The organism is Dactylosporangium siamense (assembly GCF_016862795.1).
GTDB lineage: Bacteria > Actinomycetota > Actinomycetes > Mycobacteriales > Micromonosporaceae > Dactylosporangium > Dactylosporangium siamense.
Genome location: NZ_BONQ01000156.1, coordinates 23,430 through 37,063 on the forward strand (window position 1 = coordinate 23,430; position 13,634 = coordinate 37,063).

Below are 13,634 nucleotides of genomic sequence, written 5' to 3' on the forward strand. Positions count from 1 at the left end.
GCCCTACGAGTCCTGCGCCTTGCCCGTCGTCACGCGGGCGAGGACCAGGGCGACGAGGATGATCAGGCCGTACACCGCCTGGATCCACTGCGCCGAGACGCCGGCGAGGGTCAGGATGTTGGTGATCAGGCCGAGGACCAGCACGCCGCAGAGGGCGCCGAACAGGGTGCCCTTGCCGCCGTTCATGCTGACGCCGCCGATGACCGCGGCGGCGAAGACCTTGAAGATGAGGCCGTCGCCCTGCGCCGCGGCGATGGACCCGAGCCGGCCGGTCATCAACAGCCCGGCGAGCGCGGCGAGGACGCCCGCGACGATGAAGACGATCCACATGACCCGGTCGGTGCGGATGCCGGCGGCGCGGGCGGCGTCGACGTTGCCGCCGACCGCGTAGACGGCCCGCCCGTGCCGGAACCAGCCGAGCACCGCGATCCCCACGGCGAAGAGCGTGCCGCAGAGCCAGATCGACAGCGGCAGGCCGAGCCAGGTGGCGCTGCCGAGATACAGCACCGACGGCGGCAGCTCGAACAGGCTCTGGCCGCCGGTGATGCCGATCTGCAGCCCCCGCAGCGTGATGAGCATGCCCAGCGTGACGATGAACGCGGACAGCCCGAAACGCACGATCAGCAGCGCGTTGAGCGCGCCGACGAGCAGCCCGACGAGCAGGATCAGCGGCACGGCGAGCGCCGAGGGCCAGGACGTGCCGAGCCCGTTGCTGGCGGCCGGGATGACCAGCGCGACGCCGAGCGCCGGCGCGAGGCCGACGGTCGACTCCAGGGACAGGTCGAAGCGGCCGCCGATCAGGATGACCGTCTCGGCGAGGACCAGCAGCGACAGCTCGGTCTGCTGCTGCAGCACGTTGATGATGTTGGTGCTGGACAGGAAGACGGGGTCGACGACCGCGCCGACGACGAGCAGGACGAGGATCGCCGGGATGAGGGTGAGGTCCCGCATCCTGGCCAGGCGGATCCCGGAGAGGCGGGCCGGGACTGTGCTCATCGGGTGACTCCTTCGACGGCGGCGACGACGTCGGTGTCGCTCCACCCGGCGGGCAGGGCCGCGGCGACGCGGCCGTGGAACATGACGAGGACCCGGTCGCAGTGGCGCAGGTCGTCGAGCTCGTCGGAGACCATGAGCACCGCCGTGCCGGTGCCGGCGGCGGTGCGCACCGCGTCGAGCAGGGACTCCTTGGAGCGCACGTCGACGCCCGCGGTCGGGTTGATCAGGACCAGGACCGACGGCGCGGTGCTCAGGGCGCGGGCGAGCACGACCTTCTGCGCGTTGCCGCCGGACAGGCTGCTCACCGGTGCGGCCGGCCCTGACGTGTGGATGTCGAACCGGTCGATGAACGCCCGCGCGGTCGCCGCCAGTTTCGTGGGGGAGACGTAGCCGGCCGGCCCGAACGACGCGGCGATCGGCAGGGTGGCGTTCTCCGCCACCGACAGCAGCGGGATGAGCCCTTCGCGGTGCCGGTCGTGCGGCACCAGGCCGATCCCGGCGGCGAGGGCGGCCGGCACGCTGCCCGGTGTGACGGTGCGGCCGCCGACGGTCACCGTGCCGGTCGTGGGGCGCCGCAGCCCGCCGACGGTTTCCGCGAGGGCGACCTTGCCGCTGCTGCCGGAGCCGGTGACCCCGACGATCTCCCCGGCGCGCACGTCGACGTCGATCGAGGTGTACGAACCGCGCAACGTCAATCCCGCCACCCGCAACGCCACCTGGGTCTCCGGCGGGACCGGCGGGCGGGCACCGACCGTGGTGAGCCCGACCGCCTCGCCGGTCATCGCGGTGACGAGCGCGTCGTGGTCGACGGTGCCGACGGGCGCGGTCAGCACGTGCCGCGCGTCCCGCAGCACGGTGACGGTGTCGCAGACCTCGTACACCTCCCGCAGGTGGTGCGAGATGAACAGCATCGTCACGCCGGTCGCGGACAGGGCCCGGAGCCGGACGAAGAGGCGTTCGATCGCGGTCGCGTCGAGCCGAGCGGTCGGCTCGTCGAGGATGATGAACCGGGTGCCCTGCGACAGGGCCCGCGCGATCTCGACCAGCTGCCGCTGCTCGACGCCCAGGTCACCGGCCCGGGCAGCGGGGTCGACGTCGACGGCGAAGTCGTCCAGCAGCTGCTTCGCGCGCCGGCGGAGCGGCCCCCAGCGGACGAAGTCGCCCTGGCGGTTGAGGAAGAGGTTCTCCGCCACCGACAGGTCCGCGATGATGGTGGAGCGCTGGAAGACGCAGGCCACGCGGCGGCGCCACGCGGCCCGGTCCGGCACCGGCGGGGCCGGCTCCCCATCGAAGCGGACCACGCCGGCGTCCGGGCTCTGCAGCCCGGTGAGCAGCGACACGAGCGTCGACTTGCCGGCGCCGTTGCGGCCCACGAGGGCGTGGGTGCTGCCCGGCGCGATGGACAGCGACACGTCGTGCAACGCCGTGGTGGCGCCGAAGCGCTTGCTCGTGTTGACGGCCTCCACCGCCGGTGCGCCCGTCATCACTTGCCGATCTGGTTGCCCCACAACGCCGAGTCCTCGACGTTGTCCTTGGTGACGAGCGGGGCGGGCAGCTGGTCCTCGAGCAACCCTTTCCGGACCTCGACGATGGTGCTGTCGTGGTCGGTCCTACCGGGCTGGAACGTCTTGCCCTCCACGGCGGCCTTGGCGTAGAACAGCGCGTACTTCGCGTACAGGTCGGCGGGCTGCGACACGGTCGCGTCGATCTCGCCCTTGCGGATCGCCTCGAACTCCTGCGGGATGCCGTCGTTGGAGACGATGAAGATGTGCTTCGGGTCGCCCGGCGGGACGAGCAGGTTCTTGGTGCGCAGCAGCTGCAGCGTCGGGGCCAGGAAGACGCCGCCGGCCTGCATGTAGATGCCGTTGATGTCGGGGTGCTGGGCCAGGCGGGTCTGCAGCGCGGCGGACGCCTTCGCACCCTCCCAGTCGGTCGGCTCGGCGAACACGGTGATGCCGGGGAACTTGCTCTGCATGCACTCGGCGAACGCCTCGGACCGGTCCCGGCCGTTCACGCTGGACAGCGAGCCCTGAAACTCGACGACCTTGCCCTTGCCACCGAGCTTCGCGCCGAGGAACTCGCACGCCTTCTGCCCGTACGCGCGGTTGTCGGCCCGCACGACCATGTAGACGTTGCCCTTGTCGGGCCGGGTGTCGACGGTGACGACGGGGATCTTCTTCTGCTCCAGCTGGGTCAGCGTGGTCGCGATCGCGCCGGTGTCCTGCGGCGCCATCACGATCGCCTTCGCGCCCTGGCTGGTGAGCGCCTGGGTGTTCGCCACGAGCTTGGCGATGTCGTTCTGCGAGTTCGTCGGCGTCATGAGGTTGATGCCGGCCTCCTTCGCGAACGCCGGGACGTACTTGGCGTAGGAGTTCCAGAAATCGGAGTCGGCCCGGGGCAGGTCGACGGCGATCGGCTTGGTTCCTCCGGCGTTCTCAGGGGTGGCGGCGGAGTCACAGGCGGTGAGCGAGACGACCAAGGCGGTGGCCAGGATGGCCGGTCGTAACAGCTTCATGGCGGGATCCTCAGGTTCCTTCGGGGGTGTGCCAGCCGGGACCGTCCGGGAAGGTGTGGCGGGCCCGGCTCTCGGCCCGCATCGTAGAGCTCGCCACGGTCTCGTTCACCTGGGCGACGCGGGCGGCGTCGAGCTGGACGCGCGCGTCATAGGTGTCCAGCGACACGAATCGGTTGGTCATGACCCTCCCTGCCGCAGTCCCTTCGGATACATCCGATGTCTAGCAGGCCCGACCCATGATCGGCAAGGGGCAAAATCTTGAAGCCTGTCGCTTTTGTTCGATGCGACAGAAGTTCGGCACCCTTCTTGACGAACCGATACCTCCGATGTTCACTTCGTGTCGAGGGTTGTCCATGGTTCGATGAGCGGACCCACCGCTCGAAGTCCTGCGGACGACACCCTGCAGAGCGACGCCGACGCCGAGCAGGGTAGGCGCTAGTCCCGGAGGGGCCCCTCCGGGACTGGCGCTGTTTGCCGTCCCGTGCTGCTCCGCGCCTGCCGGCGCGGGGGTTCCCACCCCTCGACCCCCCATGCTCGCTGCGCCCGGCCGCCTCTTCCGCGCCCAAACTGCGGTGAACGGCTGACCTTCGCCATCGGCCGCTCGTGCAATGAACAACCTGCCCGTGCGGTGCGATGATGACCATCGCAGATCAACCTCATCTGCGGCGGCATCCCGGCGTGCGGGCGCGGGGAGGGGCGGACCTGGAGGTGACATGCTGGTCAAAGACGTCATGACGGCGTTTCCGGCCTACATCAGGCTCGGCACGACCATCCGGCGGGCGGCCGAAGTGGTCAGCGTGTCCGAGGTCGGCCAGCTCATGGTCCTGGACCACGACGGGCGATTCATCGGGTCGGTGTCCGAGGAGGACCTGGTGCGCGCCATGCTGCCGGGGTTCGACGACGTGACCGAGGCCGGCGGCACCCTCGCCGACGCGTTCCGGCTGTTCCTGGAGCGCGGCCGGGCGCTCGCCGACCGGGTCGTCGACCCGCTCGTGGTGCGCGACGCGGCGACGGTCCGCTCCGGCGACGAGCTCGCCCGGGCCGCGATCGTGATGCTCGACCGCGGCATCCGCCGGCTGCCGGTGGTCGACGACGGCACGCTCGTCGGCACGCTGTCGCGGGCCGACCTCTGCCGAGCGGTGATCTACCATTCCTGAGCTCCGGCTGGTCATCACCGATCGGCACGCCGGCGGCAGTGCCGAGCGGGTGTGCACGCTGCCGGCGACGCTCGGGCGGGGCAGCGCGGCGGCGACGGTGGTGGTGCTGGACGACCGGGACGTCTCCCGGCGGCACGCCCGCCTCGAGCTCGACGGCGCCGACCTGGTCGTCACCGACCTGGGCAGCACCAACGGCACGTTCGTCAACGACGAGCGGGTGACGCGGCGGGTGCTCACCGCCGGGGATCGGCTGCGGATCGGCCGGTTCGACATCGGGTGGACGCTGATCGACCCGGACGCCACGGCGTTCATGGACCCCGGCGAGCGGACGATGCTGCGGGCGCTCGAGCCGCCGGGCGTCGCCGCCCGGCGGGTGATCGAGGCGGCCGAGGCCGACAACCGGCGGGCCGGGCACGAGCTGGACGGGTTCCTGTCGCTGGAGCACGGTTTCCTGCCGGTCGACCCGCCGTTGACGGCGTTGCCGGAGTCGCACCGGGCCTGGGACGACATGAGCGAGCGGCTGCCGGAGCTGTTCCGCCGGTTGTCGCTGCGCCGGGCGTTCGACGCCATGCCGGTCCTGGACGCCCGGCCGGAGGCACTGCCCGACCGGTACCTGCTGCGCGCCTCGACGCTGCTCGGCGTGTACGCCCACGCCTACCAGTACATGGCGGTCGACCCGCCGGGGGCGTTGCCGGAGTCGCTGCTGCGGCCGTGGACGCTGGTGTCGCGCCGGCTGGGCAAGCAGGTCCCGGCCGTGTCGTACATCGACCTGTTCTTCTACAACTGGCGGCTGCGTGATCCGGCCGGTCCGCGGGTCCTGGACAACATGGATCTGCTGGTGCCGACCTGGGACAACGCCGCCGAGCGGGTCTTCTACCTGGTCACGACCGAGTTCGCGATGGGGCTGACGCCGGTGCTCGGGGCGATGCTCGACGCGCAGGAGGCCGTCGCCGCCGACGACCCGGCCGCCGTCGAGCGGGCCCTGCTCGTCATCCTCGACCGGCTGCAGCACGTCACGCAGACCGTCTATCCGCAGATCGACCCGAACCCACGCGGGCGGCACCCGCTGGATCAGGTGCTGTGGGCCAAGACCGTCGGCACCGCGGGCGTGCCGATCTTCGACGGTGCGCCCAGCCCGAGCGGGACCGCGCAGCCGCAGATCCACGCCCTGGACGCGTTCCTGGAGCGCCGTGACTACGGTTCGCTGGTCGGGCGGCAGAGCACGTACCTCGCCGGGTTCTTCCCGCGGCACTGGCAGGACCTCGTCGCCGCACTGCGGGAGGTGTCGGTGCGCCAGTACGTCGAGGACACCCGCAACCCGGCACTGCGTGGCGTCTACAACGCCGTGCTCGACGCGTACGTCGGCGACCGCGGCTGGATGGGGCTGCACCGGATCAAGGCCTACGGGTTCCTGGAGGTGTCGTTCAAGGTCGGCCGGCAGGTGACGACCGGCGCCCGGTTCACCGGCCTGTTCAAGGACCGGACCTGGGACAAGGTCGACCACGAACTGGCCGTCGTGCGCGACGAGCGACGCCCCCCGGTGGGACCGCCGGTCGTGTTCGGGACCGCCCGCCGGAGCCGGGTCGTCACCGGCGCGTCCGGCGCGTGGACCTGCTACCTGGAGATCGACGTCGCCGGCCAGGGCGTGCACCACCTGCCCGGCGACCGGGTCGGAATTCTCCCTGAGCACGACGACGACCTGGTCCGGCGGACCGTGGCGGCCCTGCAGGCGACCGGCGACGAACTGGTGCGGCTCACCCCGCCGTGGCGGCGGGCGGTGGCCTGCCGGGCCGGATACGGCGACGTCGACGTCCTGCCGCTGCGGACGCTGCTGCGCTTCGCCCGGCTCCGGCCGGTCGGGCGGGAGCTGGCGAAACAGCTCGCCGAACTGACCGCCGTCGGGTCCTGGCAGCGCATCGTCGACGCCCGCATGGAGGACCAATGGGAGCTGTGGGACGTCCTGAACCTGCTGTACGCGGGCGGCTATGACGTCACCCGGCTGTGGAAGGCGGATCCCGGCGACGCCGAAGCGTTCTGCGCGGTCGTCCCGCCGGAGCCGTTCCGGCTGTACTCCATCGCCTCGGTGCCGCCGCCGGGCCGCCCGGCCGGCACCCTGCACCTGGTCGTCGCCGGCCTCGAGTACACCTCCGCCCGGACGCCATGGTCCTACCCCCGGCAGCGCCGTGGCGCGGCGTCGCACTTCCTGCGCCGGGCCGGCGACGAGGGACGGCAGCGGCTGTCACTGCAGATCGTGCCCACCCCGCGGTTCCGGCTGCCGGACGATCCGGCGCGCCCCGTCGTCATGTTCGCCGCCGGCTCCGGCGTCGCTCCGTTCCTCGGGTTCGTCGCCGCCCGCACCGGGCCCGGCGAGAACCTGCTCTACGTCGGGATCCGCACGCCGCAGGAGTACGTGGCGCACCCGGTCCTCGACGCGGCCGCGGCGGCGGGCCGGCTCACGTTCACCGTCGCGTTCTCCCGCGCCGACGCCGCGGTCGGCTTCGCCGACGGCCGCCACACCGTGCAGGACGGCCGCCGGCGCCGGGTCGACGACGTGATCCGCGCCGACGCGGACGCGCTGTGGGACCTCCTGCGCCCGGTCGATGACGGCGGCCGCGGCGCGCACGTCTACGTGTGCGGCAGCGCGCCCTTCGCCGCCGCCGTCATCGAGGCGCTGACCGACGTCGTGCCCGGCGACGGCCGCGAGTTCATCCGCCGCCTGATCGCCGACGGGCGGCTCGGCCAGGACGTCTTCACCACGTATCTCGGCCACGCGCAGCAGGGCCCCCGCTTCGAGGTGTCGGAGCTGGCGCGACGCAACAGCGCGAACGCCGGCCACTGGATGGCGGTCGGTGGCGCCGTGTACGACGTCGGCGAGTTCCTGCACCTGCACATCGGCGGGCCGCACATCATCCGCAACCACGCCGGCACGGACGCGACCGCCGCGTACCGCACGGTGCTGCACCACGCACACGCCGAGATCGACGCCCAGCTCGCCATGTATCAGATCGGCCACCTGCGGCGGCTGCGGTTCGGCGCCCGCTGGGGCGTCGTCCTCACCGAGGACGGACTGCACGCCCTCTCCCTGGAGCAGCTGTTCGCGACCTGGGTGCAGTTCGTGTACCTGCTCGCCGGCATGCAGAACGCACTCAGCGCCGACTTCGGCTTCATCACGTCGGTCGCCACCGCCGGGGAGGACCCGCGCGAGCTGACCCCGTTCAAGGCCCAGTACGTCCTCGAGGCGCACCGGCGGTTCCTCGTCAGCTATCTCGACGGCCTGGTTCACGAGGATCTGCGCACCCTGTGGCAGCGCACCGCCGGCTTCTGCGACCCGCATCTCGACATCCGCACCTTCGACACCGACCTCGCCGCCGTCGAGGCCGACCCGGACACGGAGCTCGTCCGCGGCAGCGTCCCCGCCGTCAAGGAGCTCCTCCTCGCCGGCGACGACCCGCGCCGCGTCACGGCACTGTGCCAGCTGTTCGCCGGCACCGACCTGCGCCTGCTCCGCGATCTGAAGACCGCGGTCCTGGACGGCGTCCGGGCCTTCGAGACCCACGAGGCCGACGTCATCGACCGTGCCGCGCCGGTCCTGCTGGACGCGGCGGGCCGGGTGCTGGCCATCGTCGCGGCGTACCACCACCGGCTCGCCGACCAGACCCGCGCCCACGGCATCACCTCCGCCGGCACCACCGAACCACCGATCCCGCCCGACCGCGGCCTCCCCGGCCACGGCGGCCCCCTCCAGCTACCGGACTGACCGCGCCCGTCGGCCGCCGAGATCCGTCGTCCGGGCGATGCGCTCAGGAGGCCGGGCTGCCTGGACGCCGCATGACGGCGTAGAAGTTCTCCTTCGCCAGGATGTTGACCAGCTCCCACGCTTCGCCCTCGAAGCCGACGTCTGACGCCCGGGCCGCCGGCTCGGGTCAGCGTCCCGCGACATCAGTCGATATCATCCAAACCGCTCATTGGGAGCGAATGACCTGGGTGGCGGGGGCGGCAATGGCGGGGGCATCAACCAGTGAGTCGATCATCGAGTCGGGACCCGAACCCGGGCCGGTGAACCGGCGCGCGGTGCTGGCCGTGGCGGTCGTCCTGGTGCTGGTCGCCGTGGTCGGCGTGGTGCTGTGGCAGTCGTCCCGGGACACGGCCGCGCCCGGCGGGTCGCAGGCGCCGGCGGCCGCCGCCCGGAAACCGTCGGAGCTGTACGCGGCCGACGGCACGACACTCATCGCGCGGTTCGACACCGACGATCCCCGTGACGGCTGCGTGCGGGCCCCGGTCAACGACTGGGGCTTCTTCTGCGAGTACGTCGTCACGTGGTGGCAGGCGCAGGCCCTCTTCGGTGACGACGTGGCGCAGCGGACCGACCGGCTGCTGCACGGTGGGTACCGCATCGGCGGGTCGCTGGACCTCCAGCTGCAGGCCGGCACGAAACGGCGGGTCGACGCGCTGCTGCCGGTCACTGACCCGAAGGTGTTCTCCCTGGCCGCGATCGAGCCCGGCACCGGCCTGGTCAAGACGATGGCGGTGAACCGCAACTTCCGCCGCCAGCCGCTGCCCACGAGCTCGGTGGACCAGAACCAGCCGCCGCTGCGACTTCCCGCCGGACCGGACACCGTGGCCCCGATCGTCTCCGGCGACGCGGACACGCCCGGCGAGGCGGCCGGTGCGCCCTTCATGATGTTCACCCTGGCGGCGGCGCTGGACAGCGGCCTCCGGCTGGACCACGCGATCGACACGAAACGGGTGTACCAGTCGAAGTACCGGATCGACCCGTCGAGCCCGGCAGCGTGCAACGGCGGGTACTGGTGCCCCGCCAACACCGGCGATCCGGCGTACCAGTCGGGCCGCCGCACCATGTGGGACGCGTTCGGTCACTCCGTGCTGACGTACTTCGTGGCGCTGGAGGAACAGGTCGGTGCCAACCAGGCCATCGCCATGGCCAAGCGCCTGGGCATCGCCTTCCGCAGCAAGGAGGACCAGACGCTCAGCGAGCCGGCGGCCAACGCGCAGTGGGGCGCGTTCACGCTCGGCGTCTCCGCGACCACGGCCCTGGACCTGGCCAACGCCTACGCGACCCTGGCCGCCGACGGCACCCACTGCGACCCCCTCCCGGTCGCCAAGGTCGCCGATTCCGGCGGACGCCCGGTCGCCGGCGTCGGACCGAACTGCGCGTCGGTGCTGCGCCCCGAGGTGGCCCGCGCCGCGATCGACGCGGGCCGTTGCCCGCTCGGCGACCGGTCCGCGTTCGGCGACCGCTGCGGCGCCGGCAAGGTCCTGACCACCCCCGTGCGCGCCGCCGTGGACCGCCCGGTGTCCGGCCAGTTCGGCCTGACCAGCAACCGCCGCACCTTCTCCCTGGTGATCGCCGCACCCCAGCTGGCGACCGCGGGCATGCTCACGACGGCGCAGGGCGGCACCGCCCAGCTCGGCACCGGGGTGCCCGAGGCGGCGAGCGGGGTGATCGCCGGGGTGGCGCACGACGCCCTCGCCCCGCTGCCGGCCCGCGACTTCACCGCCCCGCCCCGGGAGCTCGCCCTCGCCGCCTGACCTCGGGAATTTGCCCGCGCGTGCGCTGACAACCCGAAGGATCCGCCGCGATCCTCCGGGTTGTCGCAAAGATCCGGCTACTGGAGGAGGAACTTCTCCCAGGGGCCGATCGCGTCCCGGTTGGCGATCAGTGCGGCGGCACCGGCGCTCTCCGCGACGACGTACTTGTTGTTGACGGTGGCCTGGAGGCTGACGGTGCCGTCCGCGTTGTGGATCAGCTTGAACGTCTCCCACGAGCCGGCCGCGGCGCGGTTGGCGACCAGCGGGTTGGCGCCGGCGTTCTCCGCGCAGACGAACTGGCCGTTGGCCTTGGCCTTCAGGGCGACGTTGCCCCCGCCGAGGTCGACGATCTCGAACTGTTCGGCCGCGGTGACGGTGGTCTGCGAAGCGATCAGCGGGCCGGACCCGGCGGTGACGTAGCGGCTGTTGACCTGGGCCATGAGCGACTGGCCGGTGCCGGTCGGCGGGGTGCCGCCGGTGAGGATCCGCAGCGCGTCGATCATGCCGACCGAGGTCGTCTTGTTCACGACGCGGATCGTGTGGGTGCCGTTGGTGAGGCCGGTCTTGCTGTACACCACCTGCTGTGCCTGGCGGGCGCCACTGGCGAACAGGTTCACGTTGGCCTGCAGGACGTTGTCGATGTAGACGTCGACGTTGCCCATGTCGCTGAAGCGCTCCGACAGCAGCTCCACGCCGGTGCCGGTGAACGTGTAGCTGGCCGTGGCGTTGACGGTCGTGGAGTGGTGCGTGTCGTCGTTGTAGTCGCCGTAGCCGCGGCCGGTCGTGAGGTGCCAGTTCGCGTCGTAGGTCAGCGAGGTGTTGTTGACGAGCCCGGGGGTGCCGGCGCCGCCGGTGCCGAGCGTGGACGCGGTGCCCGACAGCGACTTGACGCCGTTGTTGACCGTGCCGCTCAGCGAGGTGCTGGTGTAGGACGTCAGCGGCTTCGCGGTCCGCTCGACGATGTAGACGGTGTTGGCGGCGGTGGCGAAGGTGACCTCACCGGCCGTCGTGGTCGTGAGGGTCACGTTGTCCGAGGCCCGGCGGACCCGGATCTCGGCGGTGCCCCACGGGTTCACCACGCTGGCCTGCTTGCCGTAGAGGCTCTTGACGCCGACGTACTTGGTCTCGTTGCCCTCCCGCTCCGAGCTGACCTGGAACCCGTCCTTCGCCAGGAGCGTGAACCGGCCGACGAAGTTGGAGTCGTTCGGCGCGGCCGGGAAGACCCGGATCTTGTCGTTGTAGGACTGCAGCAGCGTCTCGTTCATCGCCGCCAGGTGCACGCCGAGGTACTCGAAGACGCCGTTGGTGTTGTTGGTCATGCCGTTGGGGTAGTTCTGGTAGCGCTGCAGCATGAGCTTCATGCCCTGCAGCGCCTGGTCGCCGAGGCCGAGCCGGGCGGCCTGGACGGCGTCGTTGGCCCACACGTTGCTGTAGGGGTTGGGCCGGGTGTTCCAGCTGTTGAGCGCGGTGGAGTAGTCGGGCGCGCCGATGCCGGTCAGGTCGTAGGGCCAGATCAGCTCGGAGGTGACGTTCTCGCCGTTGCGCTGCTGCGCGGGGGCCGGCGGGTCGTGCGGCAGCCACGCACCGTTGCTGGTCTTGTAGGGCTCGATGCGATCGAGCACGTTCTGCCATCCGGCGCGCAGGCCGGCGTCGAGCCCGAGCTGGTTGCTCACGGCGATCGTGAGCGGGAACAGCAGCCGCACCGCGGCCAGGTCGGTGATCGCGTTCTTGACGTCCCAGTACGTCTCGTGCGCGTTCGACGTCGCCATGTAGTACCGGCCGGTGCCGGCGTCGTAGCTGAGCTTGGACTGGTAGAACTTCACCGCCTCGCGCATGTAGGGATACGCGGTGTTCTGCAGATACGCGGTGTCGTTGGTGTACCGGTACTGCAGGTACATGTTGTAGGCGGCCTCGGTGCCGGTGGAGTAGATGTCGTTGACGAAGTCGCTGCCGACGGTGCCGCGGGCGTTGCCGTCCCAGCCCATCGTCTCCGGCACCCACAGCCCGTCGATGCCGTACCTGGTAGAAGTGTAGGCCTTCAGCGCGGTGAGGTTGCGGCTGTACAGCCGGTTCTCGGTCGCGAAGAGGTCGACGTGGTTCGACGCGAGGAACGAGTTGTACACGTCGCGCTGGTTCCAGAACCAGTAGCCGTTGCTCCACTTGGTGCGGTCCTCGGTCGCCCGGAACACGCCGTTGATGAAGTGGAACGGGTAGTTGCCGTAGCCGCCGGCCGCGATCATGTACGTCGACAGGTAGTACACGTTCTCCAGGTAGTCGCCGGTGCCGGCGGCGCCGCTGTACTGCACGAAGCTCTTGGCCCAGAACGCGTGCCACCAGTTGCGGTAGTTGTTGAGGTTGGTCAGGTAGCCGGTGCTCTTCGCCGCGGCGAGCTGGTTGCGGGCCTGGGTCACCGAGTTGGCGCCGGGGGAGTTGACCCGGCTGGCCGCGGTGAACCAGATCGTGTAGCTGCCGGCGGGCGTGATGTTGAGCCGCACCCGGGTGCCGTTGACGACCTGCGTGGTGTACGCCGCGCCCTCCACCGTCGCGGCGAAGGTGTAGCCGAAGCCGTTGGCGTCGCTCTGCCCGCGGCTGAACCCGGCGGCGGTCGCGTCGGCGAACGTGCTGACCTGCTTCCAGGTGTCCAGGTTCGGCACGTCCGCGCTGTTGGTGACCGTGTTCGGGTCCCACAGGCTCAGGTCGAGCGTGGTCGTGCCGAGACCGGTGCGGTCGTCCTCGACGTGCACACCCATGACCTCGGAGCCGGGCACGCCCATGACGGTGACGCTGCGGCCGGAGGTGTACCGGGTGGTCAGGGTCCCATCGTAGAGCGACAGCCGCTGCTGGTAGCTGTTCGCGCCGGTGTCCAGGCCGGGGTTGGTGTTGAGGTTGACCAGGCCCGCCGCGAACGCCGACTGCTGCGACAGGTCCACGCCGGAGACCTGCATGGTGAGGCCGTTGGTGTTCCACACCATCGCGCCGGTCTTGCCGTTGCCGACGGTGAGCCCGTGCAGCGGATTGGTCTGGGGGCTGTTGTAGACGATGTCGTGCTTGCCCAGGTAACTGGCATAGTCGACGTCGAGTGCGCCGGTGCCGGGGTTGAACGCCTCATCGGTCGTCGACGCGGTGGCGTTCTGGCCGTGGATCAGGGTGACGAACGTGCCCAACAGGACGGTGGCGGCCGCCAGGAGGGCGAGTCGGCGGGGCTTGCCCACAGAAACTCTCCTTGGTATCTGGAGCGGGAGCCTCGCGCCGTCGAGTCCCTCTCGTGTGAAGAGCAGTCAACATTGGATGTCTGGCTTCGTCAATGCCTGCAACGTCCGTTGTACCCGTGGGCCGGGCCAGTGACAGTTCTCGAAAGATGGGATGTATCTCAGCTCTTGCCTCTGGGTGCCGATGCCCACTGTGGCACGAGATCC

At 70.9% G+C, this 13,634-nt stretch carries 8 protein-coding genes; 3 read left to right on the forward strand and 5 right to left on the reverse strand.

Features of this window, described 5'->3' with window-relative positions:
- Positions 1–3: 3 nt before the first annotated feature.
- The 4 genes from Dsi01nite_RS47750 to Dsi01nite_RS47765 are packed head-to-tail and all read right to left on the reverse strand — an operon-like array spanning position 4 to position 3,692.
- The gene (locus tag Dsi01nite_RS47750; RefSeq protein ID WP_203853131.1) at positions 4–996 is read right to left on the reverse strand and encodes an ABC transporter permease; all 993 of its coding nucleotides are present in this window, start codon (positions 994–996) and stop codon (positions 4–6) included.
- Entirely contained in the window at positions 993–2,480 is a 1,488-nt protein-coding gene (locus Dsi01nite_RS47755; RefSeq protein ID WP_203853132.1) for a sugar ABC transporter ATP-binding protein, read from the reverse strand. Before Dsi01nite_RS47755 ends, Dsi01nite_RS47750 begins: the two co-directional genes overlap by 4 nt.
- Positions 2,480–3,511, reverse strand: a complete 1,032-nt coding sequence (locus Dsi01nite_RS47760) for a sugar ABC transporter substrate-binding protein (protein ID WP_203853133.1) — start codon at positions 3,509–3,511, stop codon at positions 2,480–2,482. Before Dsi01nite_RS47760 ends, Dsi01nite_RS47755 begins: the two co-directional genes overlap by 1 nt.
- A 10-nt stretch (positions 3,512–3,521) precedes the next feature.
- Positions 3,522–3,692 carry a hypothetical protein gene (locus Dsi01nite_RS47765; RefSeq protein WP_203853134.1) on the reverse strand — a complete coding sequence of 57 codons (171 nt, stop codon included), beginning with the start codon at positions 3,690–3,692 and terminating at the stop codon, positions 3,522–3,524.
- Between the two features lie 532 nt (positions 3,693–4,224).
- On the opposite strand from Dsi01nite_RS47765, the gene Dsi01nite_RS47770 reads away from it, so the two are divergent.
- From Dsi01nite_RS47770 to Dsi01nite_RS47780, 3 genes are all read left to right on the forward strand, one after another.
- Positions 4,225–4,668: a CBS domain-containing protein gene (locus tag Dsi01nite_RS47770; protein ID WP_203853135.1), complete on the forward strand. Its 444-nt coding sequence runs from the start codon at positions 4,225–4,227 to the stop codon at positions 4,666–4,668.
- Positions 4,669–4,717: 49 nt separating this feature from the next.
- Positions 4,718–8,425 carry an FHA domain-containing protein gene (locus Dsi01nite_RS47775; protein WP_203853136.1) on the forward strand — a complete coding sequence of 1,236 codons (3,708 nt, stop codon included), beginning with the start codon at positions 4,718–4,720 and terminating at the stop codon, positions 8,423–8,425.
- Positions 8,426–8,667: 242 nt separating this feature from the next.
- Positions 8,668–10,218, forward strand: coding sequence for a penicillin-binding transpeptidase domain-containing protein (locus Dsi01nite_RS47780; RefSeq protein WP_203853137.1), 1,551 nt, complete (start codon positions 8,668–8,670; stop codon positions 10,216–10,218).
- A gap of 77 nt (positions 10,219–10,295) precedes the next feature.
- On the opposite strand, the gene Dsi01nite_RS47785 is transcribed toward Dsi01nite_RS47780, so the two are convergent.
- Positions 10,296–13,430 carry a fascin domain-containing protein gene (locus Dsi01nite_RS47785; protein WP_239136835.1) on the reverse strand — a complete coding sequence of 1,045 codons (3,135 nt, stop codon included), beginning with the start codon at positions 13,428–13,430 and terminating at the stop codon, positions 10,296–10,298.
- Positions 13,431–13,634 lie beyond the last annotated feature (204 nt).